This is a genomic window from Methylobacterium cerastii (assembly GCF_022179125.1).
Taxonomy (GTDB): Bacteria; Pseudomonadota; Alphaproteobacteria; order Rhizobiales; family Beijerinckiaceae; genus Methylobacterium; species Methylobacterium cerastii.
The window spans coordinates 162,494-187,612 of sequence record NZ_BPQG01000004.1; the positions used below are offsets into that span (position 1 = coordinate 162,494).

At 70.0% G+C, this 25,119-nt stretch carries 23 protein-coding genes and 1 tRNA gene; 19 read left to right on the forward strand and 5 right to left on the reverse strand.

Translation table 11 applies throughout. The features are described 5' to 3' along the window. Positions 1 to 71 precede the first annotated feature (71 nt). The 11 genes from greA to MFF13_RS01510 all read left to right on the forward strand — a co-directional run bounded on the left by greA (position 72) and on the right by MFF13_RS01510 (position 12,809). Positions 72 to 548: a transcription elongation factor GreA gene (greA, locus tag MFF13_RS01460; RefSeq protein WP_187273746.1), complete on the forward strand. Its 477-nt coding sequence runs from the start codon at positions 72 to 74 to the stop codon at positions 546 to 548. Between the two features lie 9 nt (positions 549 to 557). Beyond that, entirely contained in the window at positions 558 to 1,079 is a 522-nt protein-coding gene (locus MFF13_RS01465; RefSeq protein WP_147764433.1) for a hypothetical protein, read from the forward strand. Between the two features lies 1 nt (position 1,080). Then, positions 1,081 to 2,112, forward strand: a complete 1,032-nt coding sequence (locus MFF13_RS01470; protein ID WP_238270227.1) for a mitochondrial fission ELM1 family protein — start codon at positions 1,081 to 1,083, stop codon at positions 2,110 to 2,112. Between the two features lie 124 nt (positions 2,113 to 2,236). Then, the gene (gene trxB / locus MFF13_RS01475) at positions 2,237 to 3,214 is read left to right on the forward strand and encodes a thioredoxin-disulfide reductase (RefSeq protein WP_147764431.1); all 978 of its coding nucleotides are present in this window, start codon (positions 2,237 to 2,239) and stop codon (positions 3,212 to 3,214) included. Positions 3,215 to 3,410: 196 nt separating this feature from the next. Then, positions 3,411 to 4,301: a LysR family transcriptional regulator gene (locus MFF13_RS01480; protein WP_147750355.1), complete on the forward strand. Its 891-nt coding sequence runs from the start codon at positions 3,411 to 3,413 to the stop codon at positions 4,299 to 4,301. 118 nt (positions 4,302 to 4,419) lie between these two features. After that, the gene (locus MFF13_RS01485) at positions 4,420 to 5,700 is read left to right on the forward strand and encodes a glycosyltransferase family 4 protein (RefSeq protein WP_238270229.1); all 1,281 of its coding nucleotides are present in this window, start codon (positions 4,420 to 4,422) and stop codon (positions 5,698 to 5,700) included. Between the two features lie 122 nt (positions 5,701 to 5,822). Further along, the gene (locus tag MFF13_RS01490) at positions 5,823 to 6,143 is read left to right on the forward strand and encodes a rhodanese-like domain-containing protein (RefSeq protein ID WP_147764429.1); all 321 of its coding nucleotides are present in this window, start codon (positions 5,823 to 5,825) and stop codon (positions 6,141 to 6,143) included. A gap of 118 nt (positions 6,144 to 6,261) precedes the next feature. Beyond that, on the forward strand, positions 6,262 to 7,395 hold the full coding sequence (locus tag MFF13_RS01495) for an efflux RND transporter periplasmic adaptor subunit (RefSeq protein ID WP_238270232.1): 1,134 nt from the start codon (positions 6,262 to 6,264) through the stop codon (positions 7,393 to 7,395). A 177-nt stretch (positions 7,396 to 7,572) separates the two neighbouring features. Then, complete coding sequence (locus MFF13_RS01500) at positions 7,573 to 10,782, forward strand: efflux RND transporter permease subunit (RefSeq protein ID WP_147814574.1); 3,210 nt, start codon at positions 7,573 to 7,575, stop codon at positions 10,780 to 10,782. Positions 10,783 to 10,849: 67 nt separating this feature from the next. Beyond that, positions 10,850 to 11,860 carry an SDR family oxidoreductase gene (locus MFF13_RS01505; RefSeq protein ID WP_238270233.1) on the forward strand — a complete coding sequence of 337 codons (1,011 nt, stop codon included), beginning with the start codon at positions 10,850 to 10,852 and terminating at the stop codon, positions 11,858 to 11,860. A gap of 82 nt (positions 11,861 to 11,942) precedes the next feature. Further along, the gene (locus MFF13_RS01510; protein ID WP_238270235.1) at positions 11,943 to 12,809 is read left to right on the forward strand and encodes an MBL fold metallo-hydrolase; all 867 of its coding nucleotides are present in this window, start codon (positions 11,943 to 11,945) and stop codon (positions 12,807 to 12,809) included. Between the two features lie 147 nt (positions 12,810 to 12,956). Here the strand turns inward: MFF13_RS01510 and MFF13_RS01515 are convergent, their stop codons facing one another. Continuing rightward, entirely contained in the window at positions 12,957 to 13,661 is a 705-nt protein-coding gene (locus MFF13_RS01515) for a glutathione S-transferase N-terminal domain-containing protein (protein WP_147764424.1), read from the reverse strand. Between the two features lie 262 nt (positions 13,662 to 13,923). Between MFF13_RS01515 and MFF13_RS01520 the strand changes: the two genes are divergently transcribed. From MFF13_RS01520 to MFF13_RS01530, 3 genes are all read left to right on the forward strand, one after another. Beyond that, positions 13,924 to 14,157 (forward strand): hypothetical protein, encoded by a 234-nt coding sequence (locus tag MFF13_RS01520; RefSeq protein ID WP_147750363.1) that lies wholly within the window; start codon positions 13,924 to 13,926, stop codon positions 14,155 to 14,157. Between the two features lie 90 nt (positions 14,158 to 14,247). Next, positions 14,248 to 14,324 (forward strand) — tRNA-Pro (locus MFF13_RS01525). Between the two features lie 28 nt (positions 14,325 to 14,352). Next, positions 14,353 to 14,664 carry an ETC complex I subunit gene (locus MFF13_RS01530; RefSeq protein WP_147750364.1) on the forward strand — a complete coding sequence of 104 codons (312 nt, stop codon included), beginning with the start codon at positions 14,353 to 14,355 and terminating at the stop codon, positions 14,662 to 14,664. A gap of 24 nt (positions 14,665 to 14,688) precedes the next feature. On the opposite strand, the gene MFF13_RS01535 is transcribed toward MFF13_RS01530, so the two are convergent. From MFF13_RS01535 to MFF13_RS01545, 3 genes are all read right to left on the reverse strand, one after another. Beyond that, positions 14,689 to 15,153: a nucleoside deaminase gene (locus MFF13_RS01535; protein ID WP_238270236.1), complete on the reverse strand. Its 465-nt coding sequence runs from the start codon at positions 15,151 to 15,153 to the stop codon at positions 14,689 to 14,691. A gap of 65 nt (positions 15,154 to 15,218) precedes the next feature. Next, positions 15,219 to 16,286 (reverse strand): spore photoproduct lyase family protein, encoded by a 1,068-nt coding sequence (locus tag MFF13_RS01540; RefSeq protein WP_147764423.1) that lies wholly within the window; start codon positions 16,284 to 16,286, stop codon positions 15,219 to 15,221. A gap of 135 nt (positions 16,287 to 16,421) precedes the next feature. Further along, a complete protein-coding gene (locus tag MFF13_RS01545; RefSeq protein ID WP_238270238.1) occupies positions 16,422 to 17,186 on the reverse strand; it encodes an SHOCT domain-containing protein in 765 nt (254 codons plus the stop codon). A 308-nt stretch (positions 17,187 to 17,494) separates the two neighbouring features. Between MFF13_RS01545 and glgX the strand changes: the two genes are divergently transcribed. The 3 genes from glgX to MFF13_RS01560 all read left to right on the forward strand — a co-directional run bounded on the left by glgX (position 17,495) and on the right by MFF13_RS01560 (position 22,445). Continuing rightward, positions 17,495 to 19,765: a glycogen debranching protein GlgX gene (glgX, locus tag MFF13_RS01550; RefSeq protein WP_147750368.1), complete on the forward strand. Its 2,271-nt coding sequence runs from the start codon at positions 17,495 to 17,497 to the stop codon at positions 19,763 to 19,765. 142 nt (positions 19,766 to 19,907) lie between these two features. Next, positions 19,908 to 20,288 carry a response regulator gene (locus MFF13_RS01555; RefSeq protein ID WP_147750369.1) on the forward strand — a complete coding sequence of 127 codons (381 nt, stop codon included), beginning with the start codon at positions 19,908 to 19,910 and terminating at the stop codon, positions 20,286 to 20,288. Between the two features lie 189 nt (positions 20,289 to 20,477). Continuing rightward, a complete protein-coding gene (locus MFF13_RS01560) occupies positions 20,478 to 22,445 on the forward strand; it encodes an AI-2E family transporter (RefSeq protein WP_147762791.1) in 1,968 nt (655 codons plus the stop codon). A gap of 12 nt (positions 22,446 to 22,457) precedes the next feature. Here MFF13_RS01560 and MFF13_RS01565 read toward each other — a convergent pair whose 3' ends face one another. After that, on the reverse strand, positions 22,458 to 22,694 hold the full coding sequence (locus tag MFF13_RS01565; protein WP_147750371.1) for a hypothetical protein: 237 nt from the start codon (positions 22,692 to 22,694) through the stop codon (positions 22,458 to 22,460). A 348-nt stretch (positions 22,695 to 23,042) separates the two neighbouring features. Between MFF13_RS01565 and MFF13_RS01570 the strand changes: the two genes are divergently transcribed. Both MFF13_RS01570 and MFF13_RS01575 read left to right on the forward strand, forming a co-directional pair. After that, a complete protein-coding gene (locus MFF13_RS01570; protein WP_147750372.1) occupies positions 23,043 to 24,665 on the forward strand; it encodes a hybrid sensor histidine kinase/response regulator in 1,623 nt (540 codons plus the stop codon). 33 nt (positions 24,666 to 24,698) lie between these two features. Further along, positions 24,699 to 25,019 (forward strand): plasmid stabilization protein, encoded by a 321-nt coding sequence (locus tag MFF13_RS01575; RefSeq protein WP_147762790.1) that lies wholly within the window; start codon positions 24,699 to 24,701, stop codon positions 25,017 to 25,019. Positions 25,020 to 25,119: the final 100 nt, after the last annotated feature.

Below are 25,119 nucleotides of genomic sequence, written 5' to 3' on the forward strand. Positions count from 1 at the left end.
GAATCTGGCCCGGAGGGCGCGGCATCGCCGCGTCCGGCCGGGCCTCTTCATTGTGGCGCGAGACGATGGCGATAGACAAGGTTCCGATCACGGTGCGTGGCTTCGCAGCCATGGAGGAGGAGCTGAAGCACCGCCAGCAGGTGGAGCGCCCGCGCATCGTCGCGGCGATCTCCGAAGCGCGCGCGCACGGCGACCTCTCCGAGAACGCCGAGTACCACGCCGCCAAGGAGGCGCAGTCCCACAACGAGGGCCGCGTGCTCGAGCTAGAGAGCCTGATCTCCCGCGCCGAGATCATCGACGTCACCAAGCTCTCGGGCGACAAGATCAAGTTCGGCGCCACCGTGAAGCTCCTGGACGACGACACCGAGGAAGAGAAGACCTACCAGATCGTCGGCGAACCCGAGGCCGACGTGCATTCGGGCCGCGTCTCGATCACCTCGCCGATCGCGCGGGCGCTGATCGGCAAGGGTGTCGGCGATTCCGTCGAGGTGACGACGCCCGGCGGAGGCAAGTCCTACGAGGTCGTCGGCATCCGGTACGGGGCCTGACCGGTGCGGATGGCGCGACGCCGGATCGCCGGGCTGCTCGCCCTCTCGGCGTTCGCCGCGTCGGCGCTTGCCGTCGCCGCCCGGGCCGGTGACTTTCCGAGCCTGCGCGGCGAGCGCTTCGCGGACGTGCGCGTCGACGTGCGCCCCCTCCTGGCGCTCGGTGCGGGTGCGCAGGCCGAGGCGCTCCGCGCGGACCTGACCGCGGCCCTGCGCAGCCGCTTCGCGAGCCGCCTCGGCGGTCGCGGCCCCAGCCTCGTGGTGCTGGTGCGCGGCTTCTCGCTGCGGCCCTATGCCGGCGGCGGCACCAACGGCCGCTCCGGCTTCGGCGGCGGCTCGCAGAACGACTACCTCGACGGCGAGGCCCTGTTGGTCGCCCGGGACGGCGCGGTGCTCGGCCGCCACCCGCAGCTCACGGCGACCCCGTCGAGCTTCGGCGGTGCCTGGTACGACCCGCAATCCGAGCGCCGCCGCGTCACGGCCATCGCCGACATCTACGCCGACTGGCTCGTCCGCAACCTGCCCGCCGACTGACGTGGCCGCCCCCAGCGAGACGCTTCCCAGCCCGGCCCTGGCCGGCGCCCGCGCCTGGATCGTCACCGACGGCAAGGCCGGCGACGAGAACCAGTGCGTCGGCATCGCCGAAACCCTCGGCCTGTCCTACGAGATCCGCCGCGTGCCGGCGAACGGCCCGTTCGGCTGGACGGCGCCGTGGGGGCCGATCGACCCGCGCCAGGGGCCGTATCGCCGCCGCGGCGCGCTGGCCGGCCCCTATCCCGACATCCTGATCGCCTCGGGGCGCCGCGCGGTGCCGTATCTCCGCGCCATGCGCCGGGCGGCGGCGGGCCGCACCTTCACCGCCTTCCTCAAAGACCCGCGCACCGGGCACGACAGCGCCGACTTCATCTGGGTGCCCGACTACGACGACCTGCGCGGCCCCAACGTCTTCACCACGCTCACCGCGCCGCACCTGGTCACCGCCGAGCGGATCGCGGCGGCCCGCGCCCGGCCGGACCCGCGGCTGTCGGCGCTGGACGGGCCGCGCGTCGCGGTGCTGATCGGCGGCGACAGCCGGCACTTGAGCTATCGCGCCCTCGACATGCAGCGCCTCGTCGGCGACCTGCGCAAGCTCGCCGGCTCCGGCTGCCGCCTGATGGTCACCGTCTCGCGCCGCACGCCGGACCCGCTGCGCGACGCGATCCGCACGCTTGTCGCCGAGACCGGCGGCTTCCTCTGGGACGGCGGCGGCGACAACCCCTACGTCGCGATGCTGGCTTTCGCCGACGCCATCGTCGTGACCTCGGATTCGGCCAACATGGTCAGCGAGGCGGTCTCCACCGGCGCGCCGGTGCTGCTGTTCGACCTGCCGCGTACCTATATCCGCCATCGGCGGATGTTCGCCGGGCTGGCGATGGCCGGGGCGTTGCGCCCGTTTACCGGGCGGTTGGAGCCGCTCGCGTACAAGCCGATCGACGCGACGCCGGTGATCGCGCGCGCGCTGGCCGACGGCTACGCCGCCTTCCGCGCGGCGCACGGCGCGAGCGTGACGCAGGATCGCCTGGATTAGAGCATTTTCATGCGAGGTGGATGCCGGCTCGCGTGAAGGAAATGCGACCACACAGTAGGTTGGAGCATTCCCCGTGATCCAGGGATCACGGAAAATGCTCTAGAGCTAGGAAGTAGAGGACGCCATGGCCCACACCCATTCCAGGCTGATCGTCGTCGGTTCGGGGCCGGCCGGTTACACGGCCGCGATCTACGCCGCCCGCGCCATGGTCCAGCCGCTGATGATCTCGGGCTTCCAGCCCGGCGGCCAGCTGATGATCACCACCGACGTCGAGAACTATCCGGGCTTCGCCGAGGCGATCCAGGGCCCGTGGCTGATGGAGCAGATGCGGCTCCAGGCCGAGCACGTCGGCACCACGATCCTGTCGGAGTACATCACCAAGGTCGACCTCAAGGTGCGCCCGTTCCGGCTCGAGGCGGATTCGGGCGAGACCTATTCCTGCGACGCGCTGATCGTCGCCACCGGCGCGCAGGCGAAGTGGCTCGGCCTGCCCTCCGAGGCCAAGTTCCAGGGCGGCGGCGTCTCGGCCTGCGCGACCTGCGACGGCTTCTTCTTCCGCGGCAAGCCGGTGGCGGTGGTCGGCGGCGGCAACACCGCGGTGGAGGAGGCGCTCTACCTCGCCAACCTCGCCTCGAAGGTCACGGTGATCCATCGCCGCGACGCGTTCCGCGCCGAGCGCATCCTGCAGGAGCGCCTGTTCAAGCACCCGAACGTCGAGGTGCTGTGGAACCGCGAGATCGACGAGATCTGCGGCACCACCAGCCCCGCCCCGTCGGTGACCCACCTGCGCCTCAAGGACACCCGCACCGGCGAGGCCAGCGAGGTGCCGGTCGACGGCGTGTTCGTCGCGATCGGCCACAAGCCCGCGACCGAGGTGTTCGAGGGGCAGCTGACGATGCGCCACGGCGGCTATCTCAGCGTCCGCCCCGGTACCGCCGAAACCGAGATCCCCGGCGTGTTCGCGGCCGGCGACGTCACCGACGACGTCTACCGCCAGGCGATCACCGCGGCCGGCATGGGCTGCATGGCCGCGCTGGAGGCGGAGAAGTACCTCGCCAACCTCGACATCGGCGAAAGCCCGGTCCAGGCGGCCGCCGAGTAGCCGGACGTCCATCCGCCCTCCCGAATCCGCATTCGGGCGGGGCACGACTGCGCGGATCGAACCCGCTTGACGGTTCTGTCAACATTTTCTTTGTGCCGCGCCTTGCGCGCGACCATGCCCAGGACGCATGAGTGGCAGGCGTCGTGACGGAGCCTGCGCGCCCCGGCACCGTCGGTTTGCGTGAGGGAGTCTCGCCGTGGATTGGGACAAGATCCGGATCTTCCTCAACGTGGCGGAGGCCGGCAGCTTCACCCGTGCCGGCGACGACATCGGCCTCAGCCAATCCGCGGTCAGCCGCCAGATCAGCGCGCTGGAACGCGAGCTCAAGGCGCCGCTGTTCCACCGGCACGCCCGCGGACTGATCCTCACCGAACAGGGCGACCTACTGTTCCGCGCCGCGCGCGACATGAAGCTGCGGCTGGAGAACACCCGCGCGCGCTTGGTCGAGACCAGCGAGCGGCCATCGGGCGACCTCAAGGTGACCACCACCGTCGGGCTCGGCACCGCCTGGCTGGCGCAACGCGTCGCCGAGTTCCTCGACCTGTACCCGGACGTGCGGATCGAGCTGATCCTCACCAACGAGGAGCTCGACCTCGCCATGCGCGAGGCGGACGTCGCCATCCGCATGCGCCGCCCGGCCCAGCCCGACCTGATCCAGCGCCGGCTGTTCACGGTGCACTACCACGCCTTCGCCAGCCAGGATTACGTGAAGCGCTTCGGCGAGCCCAAGACCGTCGAGGACCTCGACGAGCACCGGCTCGTCTCCTTCGGCGGCAACGAGCCGTCCTACCTGCTGGCCGCGCACTGGCTCGCCAACGTCGGCCGCGAGGGCCGCGAGCGCCGCCCGGTCGCCTTCACCGTCAACAACATCGGCGCGCTGCAGCGGGCGATGGAGACCGGCGCCGGCATCGGCATCCTGCCGGACTACGCCGTCGACGGCGACGACCACCTCGTCCAGGTGCTGCGCGAGAGCGAGATGCCGACGCTGGAGAGCTACCTCGTCTACGCCGAGGAGATGCGAACCGTCGCCCGCGTCCAGGCGTTCCGCGACTTCCTGGTCTCGAAGGCCCAGCGCTGGACGTATTGAGGGGCGGACGTTTCGCCGAGCACCGTCGATCCGCCAGCCCTCGAACCCGGCTCCGCTGGCCCTCCGTCCGCCCGCCGGCTAACACCCGCCACGGCCTCGGACGGCCGAGCGGAGCATCATGACCATACGGCCGATCGCCTTCGACCTCACCCGCCTCGTCACCCGTCTGCGCCATGCGAGCCCGTCGGGGATCGACCGGGTCGACCTCGCCTACGCCCGCCACGTGCTCGCGGGCGCGGGGCCGCGCTTCGGGCTGGTCTCGACCGGGCTCGGGCCGCGCGTGCTCGACCGGGCGCATGCGTCCCGGATCGTCGAGGCGGTCGCGGCCGGGTGGATCGAGGACGTGGCGGCCGAATCCGACCCGGTCTACCGCCGCCTGGAGGCGCGGCTCGCCGGCCGGCCGGCGGACGTCGCCGCCGGGCGCGGCCCCACGCGATCGAGCACGCTCCGTCGCCGCCGCATCCAGGCGGAGACCGTGCTCGGCATCTTTCGCGCCGCACCGGTGGCGGCCCTGCCCGAGGGCAGCCTCTATCTCCACACCTCGCACCTGCGCCTCGACAAGCCGGAGCGGTTCGACTGGCTCTACACCCGCGCCGACGTGCGGCCGGTGTTCTTCGTCCACGACCTGATCCCGATCACCCATCCCGAATACGGCCGGACGGGCGAGGCCGAACGCCACCGCCTGCGCATGCGGACCATCGGGCGGCACGCGGCCGCCATCATCGTGAACTCGGCCGACACCGGCGAGCGGACGCTGGCGCATCTTGCCGCCGACGGGTTCGGGCGGCCGCCGCTCGCGGTCGGCCATCTCGGCGTCGAGCCGGCCTTCGGGCGAGAAGGGCCGCGATTCGCGCCCGACCGGCCGACCTTCCTGGTCTGCGGCACCATCGAGCCGCGCAAGAACCACCTGCTGCTGCTGCACCTCTGGCGCGACCTCGTCGAACGGCACGGCCCGGACACGCCCCGCCTCGTGCTCGTCGGGCGCCGCGGCTGGGAGGCGGAGAACGTCGTCGACCTGCTGGAGCGCTGCGAGTCGATCCGCCCGCACGTCGTCGAGGTCTCGGGCCTCTCGACCCACGGCCTCGCCGCGCTGACGCGCAGCTGCACCGCCCTGCTGATGCCCTCCTTCACCGAGGGCTACGGCATCCCGATCGTCGAGGCCGCAGCCTCCGGCGTGCCGGTGGTCGCCTCCGACATCGCGGTCCACCGCGAGATCGGCGCGGGCTTCGCCGACTTCCTCGATCCCCTCGACGGGCTCGGCTGGCGGCGGGCGGTGGAGGACTTGAGCCGTCCGGGGGGCGAACATCGCGAAGCTCTGGCGCGGCGCCTCGACGGCTACGTCGCCCCGAGCTGGCCCGCGCATTTCAAGCCGGCCGACGCGCTGCTGGCCGCACTCTGATCCGCAGCCCACGCCCTGGATGGGGGGCGCGTGTTGCGCCGTGGGCGGCTGACGAATAAGGGAAAGCGTCAGCCCGCGCGCCGGTGCCCGCGCAGCCGGCCTCTCTCCCAGGGAATCGACCGATGCGTGTTGTCGACCTCGACCGCGATGCGATCAAGCAGGGCCTCGCCGACGGTTCGATGCTGGTGATCGACGTGCGCGAGCCGCATGAATACGAGAACGGCCACATCCCCGGCGCGGTGATGCACCCGCTCTCGACCTTCGACCCGACGGCGGTCGCCGCGCTGATCGAGGCGGACGGGCGCCGCCCGGTCTTCTCCTGCGGCTCCGGCGTGCGCTCCGTCCACGCGCTCGACGCGATGCAGGCGACCGGGCTCGATCTGAACGAACACTACAAGGGCGGCTACCGCGACTGGTCGGCGGCCGGTGAAGCGATTGAGTAGGTCCGTCGAAGCGTCGCACCGCGCGCGTCGTTCGTCTCGCGGCGGCGAAGCCATGTGCGGCGGCGCACAACCTGTGTGCGCTTCGGGGAATAGGTGGCGGGCTGCTGGGGAACCATCCATGTACAAGCGTCGGCTCGCAAGCCTCATCGTGATCGCCGCGGCGCTCTCCGCGCCGCAGGCCCGCGCCCAGGCGCCGGGCGGCCCGCCGCCGAAGGTGACGGTCGCCAAGCCCGTGGTCCGCGAGATCATCGAGCAGGACCAATATACCGGCCGCTTCGACCCGATCGAGTTCGTCGAGGTCCGGGCGCGGGTGACCGGCTACCTGGAGAAGATCAACTTCACCGACGGCGCCACGGTGAAGAAGGGCGACGTGCTCTTCGTCATCGACCGGCGCCCCTACAAGGCGGCCCTGGAGCAGGCGCAGGCCTCGCTGACCTCCGCGAAGGCCCGGCTGTCGTTCTCGCAGACCGACCTGGAGCGCGCGCAGACCCTGTCGAAGGGCGGCAATATCTCCGAGCAGGTCACCGACCAGCGCCGGCAGGCCTCGCAGACCGCGCAGGCCGACGTGGACAGCGCCGAGGCGGCGCTCCGCAACGCCCAGCTGAACTTCGACTTCTCGGAAGTGAAGTCGCCGATCAACGGGCGGATCAGCCAGCGCCTCGTCACCGAGGGCAACATCGTCATCACCGACCAGACGATGCTGACCACCATCGTCTCGCTCGATCCGATCTACTTCTCCTTCACCGTCGACGAGAAGTCGTTCCTGAAATACCAGGGCTCGCTCGGCATCGGCATGGGCCAGACCCAGCGCGGCAAGGGCGTCCCGATCCTGATCGCGCTGTCGGGCGAGGCCAAGCCGACCCGCAAGGGCACCCTCGACTTCGTCGACAACCGCGTCGACAACGCGACCGGCACGATCCTCCTGCGCGCCACGGTCGAGAACGCCGACGGCTTCATCAAGCCGGGCCTGTTCGGCATCGTCTCGATGCCCGCGACGAAGCCCTTCCAGGGCGTCCTGATCCCGGACGAGGCGGTCGCCGCCAACCAGGACAAGCGCATCGTCTACCTCGTCGCCGAGGACGGGACGGTGAGCTCCCGGGACGTGAAGCTCGGACCCAAGGTCGACGGCTACCGCATGATCCGCGACGGGCTGAAGGGCGACGAGACCATCGTGGTCAACGGCACGTCCCGCGTGCGCCCCGGCGCCAAGGTCACGCCGGAATCGACCACGCTGCCGCCGAGCAAGACCTAGGGTTAACAAGACCTGAGGCTCATAAGACCTGAGGCCGCGCGAGACCTGAGGCGTAGCAAGACCCGAGGCCGCCCGGCGGTCTCGAGCCGACGAGCGGCACCGGTCCCGACCGGTGCGGCGCCATCGACGACGCCGGTGGCCGGCTCCGCGAGGGGCGGCGACCCAGAGGTTTGACCGATGCGTTTTGCCCACTTCTTCGTCGATCGGCCGATCTTCGCGTCGGTCACGTCGATCATCTTCCTGCTCCTCGGCTTCGTCGCCTACGAGAGCTTGCCGGTCTCGCAATATCCCGAGATCGTGCCGCCGACGGTGACCGTGCGCGCGAGCTTCCCCGGCGCCAACGCCGAGACGGTGGCCGCGACGATCGCGACGCCGATCGAGCAGGAGGTGAACGGCGTCGACAACATGCTCTACATGACGTCGTTGTCCACCAACGACGGCAACATGCTGCTGACCGTCACCTTCAAGGTCGGCACCAACCTCGATATCGCCAACGTGCTGGTGCAGAACCGGCTCTCGGTGGCCCAGCCGCGCCTGCCGCCTGACGTGCGCAACCTCGGCGTCACCGTGCGTAAAGCATCGCCCGACCTGATGCTGGTCGTGCACTTGCTGTCGCCGAACAAGACCTATGACCAGAACTATCTGGCCAACTATATCTACCTGAACATCCGCGATGAGATGCTTCGCCTCGACGGCGTCGGCGACATCACCATCTTCGGCGGCAACGAGTACGCCGAGCGCATCTGGCTCGACCCGAACAAGCTCGCCGCCTACGGCCTCTCCACCACCGACGTGACCGCGGCGCTGCAGGAGCAGAACGTGCAGGTCGCCGCCGGCGCCCTCAACGCGCCGCCGGCCAAGACCGGCGAGGCGTTCCAGCTCGTGGTGCAGTCGCAAGGCCGCTTCCAGACGCCGGAGGAGTTCGCCGACGTCATCGTGAAGGCCACCAACGGCCGCCTCGTGCGGGTGAAGGACGTGGCCCGCACCGAGATGGGCCAGAAGGACTACACCACGAACTCCTTCCTGAACGCCACGCCGGCGGTGGGCATCGGCGCGTTCCAGCGCCCGGGCACCAACGCGCTCGACGCTGCCGCCTCCGTCAAGAAGGTGATGGAGAACCTCAAGAAGAACTTCCCGCCCGACGTCGAGTACCGCATCGCCTACAACCCGACCGAGTTCATCGAGGAGTCGATCCAGGAGGTCTACAAGACCCTGTTCGAGGCGGTCGGCCTCGTGGTGATCGTGATCCTGGTGTTCCTCCAGAGCTGGCGCACGGCGCTGATCCCGGTGATCGCGATTCCCGTTTCGCTCGTCGGCACCTTCGCGGCGATGTCGGCCTTCGGCTTCTCGCTGAACAACCTCACCCTGTTCGGGCTGGTGCTCGCCATCGGCATCGTCGTCGACGACGCGATCGTCGTGGTCGAGAACGTCGAGCGCAACATGGAGGAGGGGCTCTCGCCGGGCGAGGCCGCGCACAAGACCATGGACGAGGTCGGCTCGGCCGTCGTCGCCATCGCGCTGGTGCTGGCCGCGGTGTTCATCCCGACGGCGTTCATCCCCGGCATCTCGGGCCAGTTCTACAAGCAGTTCGCGCTGACGATCGCCGCCTCGACGATCATCTCGGCCTTCAACTCGCTGACCCTGTCGCCGGCGCTCTGCAAGCTGCTGCTGGTGCCCCACCACGCCCGCAAGAAGCCGAAGTTCTTCCTGACGCGGTTCATCGCGTGGCTCGCGGACCTGTTCAACCGCGGCTTCGAGGCGCTCTCGAACGGCTACGCCCGGATCGTCGGCCTGCTCACCGGCTACACCGTCGGCATCGTCGCGGTGATGGTGTTCTACGGCTTCGTCATCTTCGGCACGATCCACCTCGTGCAGACGACGCCGACGGGCTTCATCCCCGACCAGGACCAGGGCTACCTGATCGGCGTGGTCCAGCTGCCGGCGGGCGCCTCGCTCGACCGCACCACCGCGGTGGTGAATCGGGCGGCGGCGGAGGCGCGCAAGATCGACGGCGTGACCAACACGGTCATCATCGCCGGCTTCGACGGCGCGACCTTCACCAACACCACCAACTCCGGCGTGATGTTCATCACGCTGGCCGGCGCCAAGGAGCGGGCGGTCCACGGGCGCAGCGCGGCCGTCATCACCGGCGACGTGCTGAAGGCCACCGCCAACATCCAGGAGGCGCGGGTCATCGTCATCCCGCCGCCGCCGGTCCGCGGCCTCGGCAACGGCGGCGGCTTCAAGATGCAGATCGAGAGCCGGCAATCCTCGCAGACCGGCCCGCTGCTGGCGGCCGCCGGCGAGCTGATCGGCCAGGCCAACCAGAGCAGCGACGTGCAGCGGGTGTTCACCACCTTCGGCAACGACACGCCGCAGCTCTACCTCGACATCGATCGCACGATCGCCCGGATGCTGAACGTGCCGCTGGCCAACGTCTTCGCCTCGGTCCAGGCGGATCTCGGCGGCGCCTACGTCAACGACTTCAACACGCTCGGCCGCATCTACCAGGTGCGCCTGCAATCGGACGCCGCCTACCGGACCTCGCAGCAGGACATCTCGCAGATCAAGGTCCGCTCCTCCACCGGCGCCCTGGTGCCGCTGGGGACGCTCGCCTCGCTGCGCACCGTGGCCGGCCCGCAGATCGTGCAGCGCTTCAACCTGTACTATTCGGTGCCGGTGCAGGGCGTGGCCAAGCCCGGCGTCTCGACCGGCCAGGCGCTGACCGCCATGGAGCAGATCGCGGCCAAGGCGCTGCCGGAAGGCTACGCCTACGACTGGACCGAGATCGCCTACCAGCAGAAGGCCACCGGCAACACGGCGGTCTACGTGTTCGCGCTGGGCATCCTGCTCGTGTTCCTGGTGCTCGCCGCCCAGTACGAGAGCTGGGCGCTGCCGATCTCGATCCTGATGGTGGTGCCGACGGGCGTGCTCGCTGCGCTCTTTGGCGTGCAGTTGCGGGGCCAGGACAACAACATCCTGACCCAGATCGGGTTGATCGTACTGATCGGCCTGGCCGCCAAGAACGCCATCCTGATCGTCGAGTTCGCGCACGACATCGAGGAGGCCGAGCACAAGGGCCCGGTCGCCGCCGCGATCCAGGCCTGCCGCCTGCGCCTGCGCCCGATCCTGATGACCGCCTTCGCCTTCATCCTCGGCGTGCTGCCGCTGGTGATCGCCACCGGCCCCGGCGCCGAGATGCGTCAGGCGCTCGGCACGGCGGTGTTCTTCGGGATGATCGGCGCGACCTTCTTCGGCCTGTTCCTGACGCCGGTCTTCTACGTGATGATCCGGAACATCGTGATCTGGATCGGACGGAAGCGCGGCAAGAAGGCCGACGACGGCCACGGCGGCACCCCGGCCCACGCGGCACCCGCGCACGCCTGACCGGATCACCGGCGACCTTCGGCGGCGACGGCTTGTCGCTGCGAAGACGTCGGGGGGAAGAGCGCGCATGGCACGGGTCGCAGTCGTCACGGGAGGCACCGCCGGGATCGGGCTCGCCACCGCCCACCTGTTCGCGTCCCGCGGCTGGGCGGTCGCCGTGATCGCCCGCGACGCGGGCCGCCTGCGTTCCACCGCCGCCGCCTTGGCCGCCTACGGCCGCCCGGTCCTCACCATCTCCGCCGACGTGTCGGACGCCGAGGCGGTGGATGCGGCCGCCGCCCGGATCGAGGCCGAGCTCGGGCAGATCCGCGCCTGGGTCAACAACGCGATGTCGACGGTGGTGAGCCCGGCCGACCGGATCACGCCGGCCGAGTACCGCCGCGTCACCGAGACGACCTATCTCAGCCAGGTCTACGGGACGCTGGCCGCCCTGCGTTACATGAAGCCGCGCAACCGCGGGGCGATCCTTCAGGTCTCGTCGGGCCTAGGGTTTCGCGCGGCGGCTCTGCAGGCGCCGTACTGCGCGGCCAAGTTCGCCGTCTCCGGCTTCACGGATTCGCTGCGCTGCGAGCTGATCCACGACAAGAGCGATGTCTCGCTCAGCGTGATCTACCTGCCGGCGGTGAACACGCCGCAATACAAGTGGACCCGCAACCGGACCGGCCGCGACCAGAACGCGCCGGACCCGGTCTACGATTCCCGCCTCTGCGCCGAGGCGATCGTCTTCGCCGCCGAGCATCCGCGCCGCGAGGTCTGGGTCGGCCGCAGCACGGTGATGATGGCGGCAGCGCAAGCGCTGGTCCCGGGCTTCGCCGACAAGAAGGCCGCCGAGATGTGGCCGAAGCAGATGACCGACGAGGACATGGCCGACCGGGTGGGCAACCTCGACGCCCCGGTGCCGGGCGACGTCGGAATCGACGGGCGCTTCGGCGACCGGACCAAGGCGACGCGCACCGCGTTCTGGACCAGCCGCGAGCGCGACCTGCTGATGGCGGGCTTCGCCGGAATCGCCCTGGTGGGTCTCGCGAGCGCCGCCGCGGTCGCCCGCGCCCCGCGCCGCCTGCTGCCGCGGCCCTGACGGGCTTCCGTTCGCGATTGCAACGCGATCGGGAACGGTTCTACGAAGCGCTGCGACCATCCCTGCTGCCACGAGGCGACGCGTGCCCGGATACCTGCCCTTTGCCGGCGCCCTCGATCTGCCGGCCTACGTCTGCGACAATTGCGGCTTCTGGCAGCGCCACTTCACGACGCCGCCCGCCTGCCCGATGTGCCTCGATGCCCGCCACGTGGTGCCGCAGGACGGCTGGCAGTTCTGGACCAAGGGGCAAGCCCAGGAGCGCTTCCCCTGCCATTGGCAGGAGCTCGAGCCGGGCGTCTGGCGGTTCTGGAACGAGCCGGTCTCGGGGATCGGCCCGTCGAGCTACCTGATCTGCACGGATGCCGGGAACATGGGCTTCGAGGGTTGCCCGGTGTTCAGCGAGGAGGCGCTCGACCACATCGCGAGCCTCGGGGGCATGCAGGTGCTCTCGTCCTCGCACCCGCACGCCTACGGGGCGCTGGTGCAGCTGCAGGATCGGTTCGACCCGGAGCTGTGCCTGCCGGCCGCCGACTTCACCTGGAGCGCGGCGCTGCAGGTGTCGTGGCCCTACGACGACTTCCTCGAGCCGCTGCCGGGCCTCGAGCTGCACCGCACCGCCGGCCATTTCGACGGCCACGCGGTGCTGTTCGACCGAGGCCGCAAGATCTGCTTCTGCGGCGACGCGCTGAAGTTCGAACTCGACCCCGCGGATTTCCGCCGCGCCGTGACGATCTCGGCGCACAAGGCCTTCGTGCGCGGCGTGCCCCTCACGACGAACGAGCTGCGCCACTACCGCGACGTGTTCGCCCGCCTCGACTTCACCCAGACCTGGACCCCGTTCGAGCCCGCCGCCAATTGCGGCCGGGCCGAGGTGCTCGCGCTGATCGACGGGATGCTGGCGACCCGGCCGCACGCGGCACCGGTGCCGTTGGATGGGCTGAGGCGGTAGGACGCCTCACAGGCTCAGCCGCGGATCAGGGTGGCGCGCCCAACCCGACGCGGCCCCCTCTACCCCCGGGAGAGGGGACCCGCGCTTCGATCACCACACGTCGCGCGAGGCGAACCCCTGATTGGACGACGCGGGTCCGTCGCGCCGTCAGCGCTTGGTGTTCCCGGCCGTCTGCCCGAACATCACCTTCTTGGCGTCCTCGCTCATGGTCTTGCCGTGGTCCGGGTTGACCTCCGGGGCTCGGGCGTAGGCCGCCTTCGTGCCCGGGCGCTCACTGATCGCATGGAACCAGCGCTTGAGGTTCGGGTGCTCGTCGAGGTTTTGGCCCTGCTTCTCCCACGGGACGATCCAGGGATAGGCCGCCATGTCGGCGATGCCGTAATCGCCCGCGACGTAGTCCCGGTCGGCCAGGCGCCGGTCGAGGACGCCGTAGAGCCGGTTGGTCTCGTTGACGTAGCGGTTGACCGCGTAGGGGATCTTCTCGGGGGCGTATTGCGAGAAGTGGTGGTTCTGGCCGAGCATCGGCCCGAGGCCGCCCATCTGCCAGAACAGCCATTGCAGCGCCTCCTGCCGCCCGCGCAGGTCCGTGGCGAGGAACCGGCCGGTCTTCTCGGCGAGGTAGAGCAGGATCGCGCCCGACTCGAACAGCGTGATCGGCGCACCGCCGCCGGCCGGCTCGTGGTCGACGATCGCCGGCATGCGGTTGTTCGGCGCGATCTTGAGAAAGCCGGGATCGAACTGCTCGCCCTTGCCGATGTTGACCGGCTTGATCGTATAGGGAAGCCCCGCCTCCTCGAGGAACATCGTCACCTTGTGACCGTTCGGGGTCGGCCAGTAGTAGAGATCGATCATCGAAACTTCCTCACGTGACGTGGACCGTCGCGCCCTCGATGCCGCAGGTGGGTCGGATGCGCCGCGGATCAAGCGGCGTTCGGAACCGGGCGGGTCCGAAGGTACGACCGCGCAGGTCAGGCCGGCTTGGATCACGTCGGCCATCGCCTCATCGCGAATCGTGTGCCGGGCGTTACTGCCGACTCGATCAAATGCGATCCACTCCGCGGCCGATTCCTTCACGGGCGGCATGGTTTGAGTCGCTGCATCGGGGAGGCGATCCATGATCAGCGCGACATCGATCAGCAGTGCCGGCCTCGTCGCCGCGTCGCAGAGGTTCGCGTCGAGCGCCACGCAGGTGGCCGAGATCGGGACGAGCCTGCCGAGCGCCACCCAGGTGGACCTGTCGAGCACGGCCGTCAGGATGATCGAGGACAAGGCTTCCTTCGCGGCCAACGCCGCGGTCGTGCGCGCCTCCGACGCCATGGAGCGGAAGCTCCTCGACATCCGCGTCTAGGGCCGCCGCGTCCAAGGCCACCGCGTCTTCTCCCGCGACACCGATCGAACCTTGCCGGCATCGCGCCGACCCCGTAAGACCGATGCATGTCGGGGTGTAGCGCAGTCTGGTAGCGCACCTGGTTTGGGACCAGGGGGTCGTAGGTTCGAATCCTATCGCCCCGACCATCGATTTCCGGAGCGGTGTCTGAAGGCCATGTCGAGCGCCCGCATCTTCCAGCCGTCCAAGGACGCGTCGCAGTCCGGCACCGCGCGCACCAAGGTCTGGCACCTCGAGTTCGACCAGACCGCACCGCGCGAGACCGACCCGCTGATGGGCTGGACCGGGTCGGGCGACATGCTGCAGCAGGTCCACCTGAAGTTCGAGACGCTGGAGGACGCAGTCGCCTACGCCAAGAAGGCCGGCATCGCCTACCGCGTCGAGGAGCCGAAGAAGGCGCCCCCGCGCAAGGGGCTGTCCTACTCCGACAACTTCAAGTTCAACCGCACGGCCCCCTGGACGCACTGACGGGACGCGACGCGGCGGACCCCGTCACGCTTGGTCCTTGCGCGCCTTCCAGGCCGCGTAGGGTGCCGTGGCCTCCGGTACGTCGAGGTGCTTCAGCCGCATCGGCTGCTCGTCGAGCGGGCGGCACAGCTCGGCGTAGATCTCGGCACCGAGCAGCCCGAATTTGCCGGCCGTCGCGGCGGCGTTGGCGAAGTAGCCCTCGCGTATCCCCGAGAGCCGCATCGCGGCGTGGCACATCGGGCAGGGCTGGCCGCTGGCGTACATCACGCTCCCCGACAGGTCGCGGCTGTTGAGGCGCCGGCTGGCCTCGCGCAGGGCCACCATCTCGGCGTGGCCGGTCGGGTCGTTGGTGGTGTGCACGTTGTTGGCGACTCGGGCCAGGACCTCGTCGCCGCGCACGAGCACGGCGCCGTAGGGCGTGCCCCCGTCGCAGACGTTGTCGGCGGCAAGCTGCACCGCCTCGCTCAGGTATCGTGCGTGGTCGCTCATGGTGGATCGCTCTCCCGAATGCGGACGGGAACGCGGGGCCGGCGAGAACGGTTCGATTTCGCCGTTCAGAACGCGTAGCGCACGGTGCAGTACGGCATCGTCTCGTCGAGCACCGCCTTGAAGCGGGCGAGCCAGCGGCCCTTCCATCCGGCGCGGTAGCGCACGTTGGCGCCGCCGCCCTCCGAGACCTTCGCCTCCTGGATGTCGGGCCGCCACAGCAGGTCTTCGGCGCGCGGGTGCCAGCCGAGGTTGACCGCGTGCAGGCCGGCATTGTGCGTCAGCAGGATGATCTCGCACTTGAGCTGGGCCTTGGCGGCGTCCGAGAGCGTGCCGTCGATCTCCTGGAACAGCGCCCGCCAATCCGCCTCCCAGCCCTCGTAGAGGATGACCGGCGAGAAGTTGACGTGCACCTCGTAGCCGGCGGCCACGAAGTCGTCGATCGCCGCGATCCGCTCCGCGACCGGGCTGGTGCGCACGTCGACGACCTTGGCGATCCGCGCCGGCATCAGCGAGAAGCGGATGCGGGTGCGCCCCTGCGGGTCGTAGGCGAGCAGGTCGCGGTTCACGGCCTTGGTCGCGAACGAACCCTTGGCGTTCGGGAGCGTGCGGAACAGGGCGACGAGGTCGCGGACGTTGTCGCAGATCGCGGCGTCGACCGAGAGGTCGCCGTTCTCGCCGATGTCGTAGACCCAGGCGGCCGGATCGATGGTGTCGGGCTCGGGCAGCGCCCCTTGCCGCGTGGCGTGCCGCGCGATCGCCGCGCAGGCGGCCTCGACGTTCACGAACAGCGAGATCGGGTTCGAGAAGCCCTTGCGCCGCGGCACGTAGCAATAGGCGCAGGCCATGGCGCAGCCGTTCGAGGTCGAGGGCGCGATGAAGTGGGCGCTGCGCCCGTTGGGGCGCATCGTCAGCCCCTTCTTCACGCCGAGCACCAGGGTCGAGCGCTTGATCCGGACCCAGTCCTCCACCGAGCCTTCGTTGCCGTGGAGCGCCGGGATGTTCCAGTGCGACGGCACCGCGATGCGCGTCGCGTCGGGATAGCGCGCAAGGATCTCGCGCCCGCGCGGAAACGTCTCCACCGCCGGCTCGTGGTAGATCGTGGTGACGTCGAGGAGGTCGCCGATCGTGGCCATACGCTGTCCGGCGGACCGGAACGCGGCCGCCTTCGACATATGGGGCGGGCGGGCTCGAACGACCTGTGCGGAACGCCCGAAAGCGGTGCGTTCCGCCCTGTGGCCCAACGGCGCGGCGGGGTTTTGCGGGCGACGCTAGATCCGCGAGAGCAGCTCGGCCTTCTTGTCGGCGAACTCGGCCTCGGTGAGGACGCCGCGGCCGTGAAGCTCGGCGAGCCGCTCGATCTTCGTGAACACGTCGCCGTCTGGCGCCGGCTCCGGCGCGGCCGCAGGCTGCGGTTTGGGGGCGGGGGGAGGGCAAGGTTCGGGGGTAGAGGCGGCGGCGCGTGCGGGCTCGGTCGCGTCGGGGGCGAGGCGGCGCAGGGTGTCGAGGCCGATGCTCCCCTGCGGTCCCGTGAAGCGCAGGGCGCCGTTCGACTGAGAGACGCCCGAGATCCGGTGCTCGCCGGTGTCGTAGAGCGCGACGCCGGAATCGGACTCGATCGCCAGCCGCCTTGCCTCGGGGAAGTAGGCGTAGCGCAGCCCGTCCTGGGCGCCGGCGCTCGACGGCCGGCCGAGGCCCGCCGGCCACCATTCGCCGCCGCCGCGCTCGCCTGCGTTCCATCCCTGGCCGCTCCAGCCGGCGGCGGGCAGCGCGCCGGCAAGCTCGGCGCAGAGGCCGGCGACGCGGGCCTTCAGCTCGGCGTCGAACATCCGTCCGACCATGACCATGCCGCCGGAGAACCACTGGCCCATGCCGCCGAGTTCCGGGTGGTCGAACTGCGCCATCGTGCCGTTGCCGGCCTCCAGCGCCCGCAACAGGTGGCGTACCGCGTCGAGGCCGACGCCGTGGCGGTCGGCCACGATCTGCAGCCCGGAGGCGTGATCGGGGCCTTCGTCGTTCGTTGCCTCGACGCTCATGCGGTCTGCTCCGGAAGGCGCGACGCGCTCGATTGGCGCCGCGATGGGCCGCGAATGCCGGGCCGTGCCCGGGGCGAGCCCTTACTATGGCGCGCCGCACGGGGCGGTGGAAGAACCCAGCTCGCGCAAAAATCGCAGGTGCCGGAACGGGTTCCGCCCGGATCGCGGGCTCGTGTCGCTGCGCTGCAAAAATTTCCGGCGCCCGGGAGCTTCGCCGTCGGCCGCACGTTCACAAAACGGCCCGGGGGCCCCGTCGCCGAACGTCAGGCGGCGGTCGTCGTGATGCGGCCCCGGCCGACGGAGTGAACATGGCCGACCCAATTCGAAACGTAGTCTCGACCCGCCCCGTTCGTTCGCGCATCCAGGAAGGCAAGCCCTATCCCCGCGGCGCCACCTGGGACGGCCTCGGCGTGAACTTCGCCGTCTTCTCCGCCCACGCGACCAAGGTCGAGCTCTGCCTGTTCGACGAGTCCGGCGAGAAGGAGATCGAGCGGATCGCGCTCCCTGAATACACCGACGAGGTCTGGCACGGTTACCTGCCCGACGCGCGGCCCGGCACGATCTACGGTTACCGCGTCCACGGCCCCTACGAGCCGAAGGCCGGGCACCGCTTCAACCACAACAAGCTGCTGATCGACCCCTACGCCAAGGGGCTCGTCGGCTCGATCACCTGGAACCCGGCCCTGTTCGGCTACCAGATGGAGACCGGCGACGACCTGACCTTCGACGAGCGCGACAGCGCGCCGTTCACCCGCCGCAGCCAGGTCATCGACCCGGCCTTCACCTGGGGCGCTTACCGCAAGCCGAACGTCCCGTGGGAGAAGACCATCGTCTACGAGGCCCACGTGAAGGGCCTGACCAAGAACCATCCGCGGGTGCCCGAGCGCCTGCGCGGCACCTATGCCGGCCTCGGCAACCCCGACGTGCTCGACTACATCAAGAGCCTCGGCGTGACCGCGGTGGAACTGCTGCCGGTCCACGCCTTCGTGCAGGACGACTACCTGCAGGAAAAGAACCTCGTCAATTACTGGGGCTACAACACGATCTCGTTCTTCACCCCCGCCCGTCGCTACGCGGCGGTGCCGGACTTCGCCTTCTCGGAGTTCAAGGAGATGGTCGCCCGCCTGCACGGCGCCGGCCTCGAGGTGATCCTCGACGTGGTCTACAACCACACCGCCGAGGGCAACGAGAAGGGTCCGACCCTGTCGTTCAAGGGGATCGACAACGCCTCCTACTACCGGCTGCTGCCGGGGCAGGAGCGCTACTACATCAACGACACCGGCACCGGGAACACCTTCAACCTCTCGCATCCCCGCGTGCTGCAGCTCGTCATGGACTCCCTGCGCTACTGGGCGACCGAGATGCGCGTCGACGGCTTCCGCTTCGACCTCGCCACCATCCTCGGGCGCGAGCCGCACGGCTTCGACGAGGGCGGCGGCTTCCTCGACGCCTGCCGCCAGGACCCGGTGCTGAACGACGTGAAGCTCATCGCCGAGCCGTGGGATTGCGGCCCGGGCGGCTACCAGGTCGGCGGCTTCCCGCCCGGCTGGGCCGAGTGGAACGACCGGTTCCGCGACGACGTGCGCGGCTATTGGAAGGGCGACGAGGGCCTGCTGCCGGATCTGGCCAACCGCATCACCGGCTCGGCCGACAAGTTCAACAAGCGCGGGCGTAAGCCGTGGGCCTCGGTGAACTTCCTCACCGCGCATGACGGCTTCACCCTGCACGACACCGTCGCCTACAACGACAAGCACAACGAGGCGAACGGCGAAAACAACCGTGACGGCCACTCGCACAACCTGTCGTACAATTACGGCGTCGAGGGCCCGACCGACGACCCGGCGATCCGCGCCGTGCGCCTGCGCCAGATGCGCAACATGCTCGCGACCCTGTTCCTGTCGCACGGCACGCCGATGCTGCTGGCCGGCGACGAGTTCGCGCGCACCCAGCAGGGCAACAACAACGCCTACTGCCAGGACAACGAGGTCTCGTGGATCGACTGGGGGGCGATCGGCGCCGAGGAGCGCGACCTCGCCGAGTTCACCCAGCGCCTGATCCTGCTGCGCAACGCCCTGCCGATCCTCAGCCGCGGCCGCTACCTGACCGGGCAGTACGACGAGGAGTTCGGCGTCAAGGACGTGACGTGGCTGCGCCCGGACGGGCACGAGATGGGATCTGAGAACTGGACCGACGGCGGCGCCCGCTCCCTAGCGGTGCTGCTCGACGGGCGCGCCCAGGCGTCGGGCGTGCACCGGCGCGGCGGCGATGCCACCTTGCTGATCATGTACAACGCCTACCACGACCTCGTGCAGTTCACCCTGCCCGAGTCGGTCGGCGGATCGGCCTGGACGCGCCTGCTCGACACCAACCTGCCCGACAGCCAGGAGGTCGCGAGCTTCACGTCCGGCGAGCGCTACGACGTGACCGGGCGCTCGATGCTGATGTTCGTCCTCAAGCCCGACGACACCCCCGGCGACGCGGTGACGGAGATGGAGCGCTCCTACCAGCACGTGATGCAGGCCTTCGAGCGGGCCAACATCCAAGAGGTCCATTTCCACCTCAACGACGAAGATCGCTGAACGCGGCGCCTTCCCCTCGAGCAGATGATCTGCCACGAGGGTTTGAATACAAAAAATCGGACGATCGTGGGCCGCCGCGCGTTGAAGAATCGATGCGCGGCGGCGACGCGTCGGACGGCCGTGCGTCGGGGACCCAACATCCATGCCCAAGATTCTGCTGGTCGAAGATCACGAGGAGATCTGGGATTTCCTGTCCCGCCGGCTCAAGCGTCGCGGGTACGAGGTGATCCTGGCTCATGACGGCGAGGCCGGCGTGCAGCAGGCGCGCTCGGGCCGCCCCGACGTGATCCTCCTCGACATGAACCTGCCGATCCTCGACGGCTGGTCGGCGGCCCGCGCGCTGAAGTCCGGCAGCGACACCCGCGGCATCCCGATCATCGCGCTCACCGCCCACGCCATGTCGGGCGATCGCGACAAGGCGATCCAGGCCGGCTGCGACGACTACCACCCCAAGCCCGTCGACTTCTCGAAGCTGCTCAGCCAGATCAGCGCGGCCTTGGGCGAGACCGCGACGGCGGGCTAGGGCGGTTCTCCTCCCTTCCACCTCATCCTGAGGTACCGCAGCTCAGCGGGCCTCGAAAGAGCCCTCCCGCGGTCTCGGCGGGTCCTGGAGGGCTCCTTCGCAGCCCGCTGCCGCGGGCACCTAAGGATAAGGGGCGTCGATGGGGGAACGCTCGAGCGGTCGAACACAGGCGTAACCGGAGCGTAATCCATGAGCGACGACCCCGTCACCGCGCAGCGCCTGAAGAACGGCCTGCCGGTCTTCGTCGCCCTGGCCTCGCTGCTGCTCGTCCTCGCGGTGATGGCCGCGCTGTATTTCGGACGCGACATCCTCGTGCCGGTGACGCTGGCGATCCTGCTGAGCTTCGTCCTCGTGCCGGCGGTGCGCCTGCTCGGGCACATCCGCATGCCGCGGGTGCCGGCGGTGCTGCTGGTGGTCGTCGTGGTGTTCGGAGCACTGTTCGGGATCGGCAGCCTGATCGTGCGCGAGGGCGGGCAGCTCGTCTCCGACCTGCCGCGCTACTCCCTGGTGATGCAGGACAAGATCAAGTCCCTGCGCGGCGCCACCGCCGACACCGGCACGCTGTCGCGCATCGTCGACGTGTTCCAGGACCTGAGCGCGACGCTGTCGCCGCCGCCGCCGCCGGAGCTGAAGGGCGATCCGGGCTCGACCGGGCATCCGCTCACCGTGGAGATCCGCGCGGCGCGGGCCGGCCTCGTCGAGAACCTCCAGACCTTCGCCGGGCCGATCCTGCACCCGCTGGCCACCACCGGCCTGATCCTGATCTTCACGATCTTCATCCTGCTCCAGCGCGAGGACCTGCGGAACCGGATGATCCGGCTGGCCGGCGGCTCGGGCGACCTGCGCCGCACCACCGCGGCCATCGACGACGCGGCGCGCCGCCTCAGCCGGTTCTTCCTGGCGCAGCTCGCCCTCAACGTGGCCTTCGGCGTGGTGATCGGCGTCGGGCTGTGGTGGATCGGTGTACCGAGCCCGACCCTGTTCGGCGTGCTCGCGGCGATCCTGCGCTTCGTGCCCTATATCGGCGCCGCGATCAGCGCCCTGCTGCCGCTGGTGCTGGCGGCCTCCGTCGATCCGGGCTGGAGCATGGTGATCGCCACGGCGGCGCTGTTCCTCGTGGTCGAGCCGATCGCCGGCCACGTGATCGAGCCGCTGCTCTACGGGCACTCCACCGGGCTCTCGCCGATCGCGGTCATCCTCTCGGCGACGATCTGGACGTTCCTGTGGGGGCCGATCGGCCTCGTGCTGGCCACCCCGCTCACGGTCTGCCTCGTCGTGCTCGGCCGCCACGTCGACAGGCTCTGGTATCTCGACGTGCTGCTCGGCGACCAGCCGGCCCTCGACCCGCCCGAGATCTTCTACCAGCGCATGCTTGCCAACGACCCGGCGGAGGCGATCGACCAGGGCCGGCAGTTCCTGAAGGAGCGCGCGCTCGTCACCTACTACGACGAGGTCGTTCTGGCCGGCTTGCGGCTGGCGCAGGACGACCTGTCCCGCGGCACCCTCGACCGTGCGCGCCAGGGCGAGGTCGGCGCCGCGATTCGCACCGTGGTCGCCCGCCTCGGGACGACGCCGGTGGCCCTGCGCCCGCGCAAGGGAAAGGCGCGGACTGGGAGCTCCGAAGCCGCCGCCGCCGTCGCCGCGGCGGGGCCGGACCGTAAGGTCGCCGCCGTGGTGCTCAAGCCCGCCGACCTCGCGCCGGCCTGGCGCGGCGCGGTGCCGGTGCTCTGCGTCTCCAGCCGCGGCCCCTTCGACGAGGCGGCGACGCTGATGCTGAGCCAGACCCTCGACCGCCACGGATTGCGCTCCGAAGTGATGGCCATGTCGGCGATCCGCGGCGGCGCCCGGCCGAAGGACGCGGCCAGCCTCGCGATGATCTGCTTCTCCTATCTCGAGCCGGTGAGCCTGTCGCAGATCCGCTTCACCGTCCGGCAGGCCCGCGCCGCGGTGCCGGGCGTGCGCGTCCTCGTCGGGTTCTGGGGCGAGCGCGACCCGGCCACCCTCGACCGCCTGCGCCGGGCGACCTCCGCCGACGTCCTCGTCACCACCCTGAACGACGCGATCGAGAACGCCGTCGCCGTGTCGCGTGCGCCCGGCGTCGAGCCGGCGCGGACGGCGGCGACGCCCGTTGCCACCCTGCCGCAGGCGGCGGAGTAGTCCGGGGCGGCGTCAGCCCTCCGCCGGCAGGGCGAGCTTGATCGCGATGCCGTGGGCGTCGTGCTCGAAGATGTGGGCGACGTCGTGCACCAGCCAGCGCGACGCCTCGGCGTCGAACCCGAGGATCACGCACTCGCCGACCCGCGGCACCGGCTCGCCGGGCGCGAAGACGATCGTGCGACGGGCCGACCGGAGGCCGTGACCGGCCGAAGGATCGGGCGCGATGAACACCACGTCGATGTCGGACATGGGCCCGGATAATCTCAGGTTGCAGTCGTCAAGACTGCTGCTCGCCGACGTAGGACGCACGGGGACTTCCCGATTCGGGAAGGCGCGGCGTCGAGATCAATCCCTATCCATCCCGAGGCAAGCTGAACAGTGACGGCGGCGGCCGGATCGCCGGTTCGGGCGACAATTCGCCTTCGATCGAGTTTGGACTCCCGCTAGAAAACCTGGATCGCACGGTCGCCCCTTCGCGTTGTCGCGATGACGTCGGCTCGGAGGCTGTCCGAACAGGGGCAACGCCGCCGTGTTACCCGCCCAGCCGCACCATCACGGAGTCGCGAGACCGATGCCGACGGACGAGACCGCCCCGACATGACCCAGACGCCCGAGACCCCGCCGACCGGCCGCACCACCCGCGTCGGCGCCGGGTCCGCCACCGCCATGTCCGACCCGCGCAACGAGATCTTCTTCGCGGCCGTCGAGACGACCCGCATGCCGATGACGGTCACCGATCCGCGCCAGCCCGACAACCCGATCATCTTCGCCAACAACGCCTTCCTGGCGATGTCCGGCTACGGCCAGGAGGAGATCATCGGCCGCAACTGCCGCTTCCTGCAGGGGGCGGAGACGGACCGCGAGGCGGTGGCGCAGGTCCGGGCGGCGATCGACGAGCGGCGCGAGTACAGCACCGAGATCCTGAACTACCGCAAGGACGGCTCGACCTTCTGGAACGCGCTGTTCGTCTCCCCGCTCTACGACACCAACGGCGAGCTGCTGTACTTCTTCGCCTCGCAGCTCGACGTGTCGCGCCGGCGCGACGCCGAGGAGGCTTTAGGCCAGGCGCAGAAGATGGAGGCGCTGGGCCAGCTCACCGGCGGCATCGCGCACGACTTCAACAACCTGCTCCAGGTCATCGTCGGCTACGTCGACATCCTCAGCGCCGGGTTGGAGAAGCCCGACGCCGACAAGGCCCGGCTGGGGCGCGCCGCCGACAACATCCGGCAGGCCGCGCAGCGCGCCACGACCCTGACGCAGCAGCTCCTCGCCTTCTCGCGCAAGCAGCGGCTGGAGGGCCGCGCGGTCAACCTCAACGCCCTGATCGGGGGAATGCGCGACATGGTCGCCCGCTCCGTCGGCGACGCCGTCACCGTCGCCTACGACCTGGCGCCGGACCTGTGGAACTGCCGCGTCGACCCGACCCAGGCCGAGGTCGCGCTGCTCAACGTGATGATCAACGCCCGCGACGCGATGCCGGAGGGCGGGCCGATCCGGGTCGTCACCGAGAACCTCGACGTATCCGAGCGCGAGATCACCGGGACCGGCCCCCTGCGCGCCGGGCGCTACGTCCAGGTCTCGATCACCGACGGCGGCACCGGCATGCCGCCCTCGGTGCTGACCCGCGTGATGGACCCGTTCTTCACCACCAAGGAGGAGGGCAAGGGCACCGGCCTCGGCCTCTCGATGGTCTACGGCTTCGCCAAGCAATCGGGCGGAGCCGCGAAGATCGAATCGGTTTTGGGGGAGGGCACCACCGTGCGCCTGTCCTTCCCGGTGACCGAGACCGGGGTGAAGGAGGCGCCCAAGCCGCCCGCCCGCACCACCGAGCGCCAGGGCACCGAGACCATCCTGATCGTCGACGACCGCGAGGACGTGGCCGAGCTCGCCCGCACGATCCTGCGCGACTTCGGCTACGTCACGCTGATGGCCGGGAACGGGCGCGAAGCGCTCGAGATCCTCGACGGCAACGACCGCATCGACATGATCTTCACCGACCTGATCATGCCGGGCGGCATGAACGGGGTGATGCTCGCCCGCGAGGCGCGCCGCCGGCAGCCGCGCCTCAAGGTGCTGCTCACCACCGGCTACGCCGAGGCGAGCCTGGAGCGAACCGACGTCGGGGGATCCGAGTTCGACGTGTTGAACAAGCCCTACCGCCGGACCGACCTGATCCGCCGCGTGCGCGCGGTCCTCGACGGGCCGACCGGAACCGGCTGAGGCGCCGTTCGCCGCACCGCACGAGGTTTCGCCATGCCCCAGGGTGACAAGAGCAAGTACACCGACAAGCAGGTCCGCAAGGCCGAGCACATCGCGCAATCCTATGAAAAGCGCGGCGTGCCCGAGGAGCAGGCCGAAGCTCGCGCCTGGGCGACCGTCAACAAGGACGACGGCGGCGGCAAGAAGCCCGGCGGCTCGGGCCGCGGCAAGGCCACCGACCACCCGGCCGCGCATGCGGGCGGCGAGAAGGGTGGCGAGAAAGGCGGAAAGGCCTCGGCCGCGCGCACGCCGGAGCAGCGCTCGGCCTCCGCCAAGAAGGCGGCTGCGACCCGCAAGGCGCGGAAGGCGACCTGAAGCCGCGCCGTTTCGGTCGCCATCACCCCCGGATGGGGCTACCGTGCACGCGGCGTTCGCACCCGCCTTTGGCCAAAAGTCCGGCTTGCCATCGCCGCTC

Excerpts from the sequence above, each read along its gene's own strand:
- MFF13_RS01515 (WP_147764424.1), bottom strand. The coding sequence starts at position 13,661 with ATGATCGATCTCTACTACTGGCCGACCCCGAACGGTCACAAGGTGACG.
- MFF13_RS01520 (WP_147750363.1), top strand. The coding sequence starts at position 13,924 with ATGATCAGCGCGACATCGATCAGCAGTGCCGGCCTCGTCGCCGCGTCG.
- MFF13_RS01575 (WP_147762790.1), top strand. The coding sequence starts at position 24,699 with ATGCCCCAGGGTGACAAGAGCAAGTACACCGACAAGCAGGTCCGCAAG.
- MFF13_RS01565 (WP_147750371.1), bottom strand. The coding sequence starts at position 22,694 with ATGTCCGACATCGACGTGGTGTTCATCGCGCCCGATCCTTCGGCCGGT.
- MFF13_RS01490 (WP_147764429.1), top strand. The coding sequence starts at position 5,823 with ATGCGTGTTGTCGACCTCGACCGCGATGCGATCAAGCAGGGCCTCGCC.
- MFF13_RS01500 (WP_147814574.1), top strand. The coding sequence starts at position 7,573 with ATGCGTTTTGCCCACTTCTTCGTCGATCGGCCGATCTTCGCGTCGGTC.
- MFF13_RS01540 (WP_147764423.1), bottom strand. The coding sequence starts at position 16,286 with ATGGCCACGATCGGCGACCTCCTCGACGTCACCACGATCTACCACGAG.
- MFF13_RS01535 (WP_238270236.1), bottom strand. The coding sequence starts at position 15,153 with ATGAGCGACCACGCACGATACCTGAGCGAGGCGGTGCAGCTTGCCGCC.
- MFF13_RS01545 (WP_238270238.1), bottom strand. The coding sequence starts at position 17,186 with ATGAGCGTCGAGGCAACGAACGACGAAGGCCCCGATCACGCCTCCGGG.
- MFF13_RS01555 (WP_147750369.1), top strand. The coding sequence starts at position 19,908 with ATGCCCAAGATTCTGCTGGTCGAAGATCACGAGGAGATCTGGGATTTC.
- MFF13_RS01485 (WP_238270229.1), top strand. The coding sequence starts at position 4,420 with ATGACCATACGGCCGATCGCCTTCGACCTCACCCGCCTCGTCACCCGT.
- MFF13_RS01495 (WP_238270232.1), top strand. The coding sequence starts at position 6,262 with ATGTACAAGCGTCGGCTCGCAAGCCTCATCGTGATCGCCGCGGCGCTC.
- MFF13_RS01465 (WP_147764433.1), top strand. The coding sequence starts at position 558 with ATGGCGCGACGCCGGATCGCCGGGCTGCTCGCCCTCTCGGCGTTCGCC.
- MFF13_RS01530 (WP_147750364.1), top strand. The coding sequence starts at position 14,353 with ATGTCGAGCGCCCGCATCTTCCAGCCGTCCAAGGACGCGTCGCAGTCC.
- MFF13_RS01505 (WP_238270233.1), top strand. The coding sequence starts at position 10,850 with ATGGCACGGGTCGCAGTCGTCACGGGAGGCACCGCCGGGATCGGGCTC.
- trxB (WP_147764431.1), top strand. The coding sequence starts at position 2,237 with ATGGCCCACACCCATTCCAGGCTGATCGTCGTCGGTTCGGGGCCGGCC.
- glgX (WP_147750368.1), top strand. The coding sequence starts at position 17,495 with ATGGCCGACCCAATTCGAAACGTAGTCTCGACCCGCCCCGTTCGTTCG.
- MFF13_RS01570 (WP_147750372.1), top strand. The coding sequence starts at position 23,043 with ATGACCCAGACGCCCGAGACCCCGCCGACCGGCCGCACCACCCGCGTC.
- MFF13_RS01560 (WP_147762791.1), top strand. The coding sequence starts at position 20,478 with ATGAGCGACGACCCCGTCACCGCGCAGCGCCTGAAGAACGGCCTGCCG.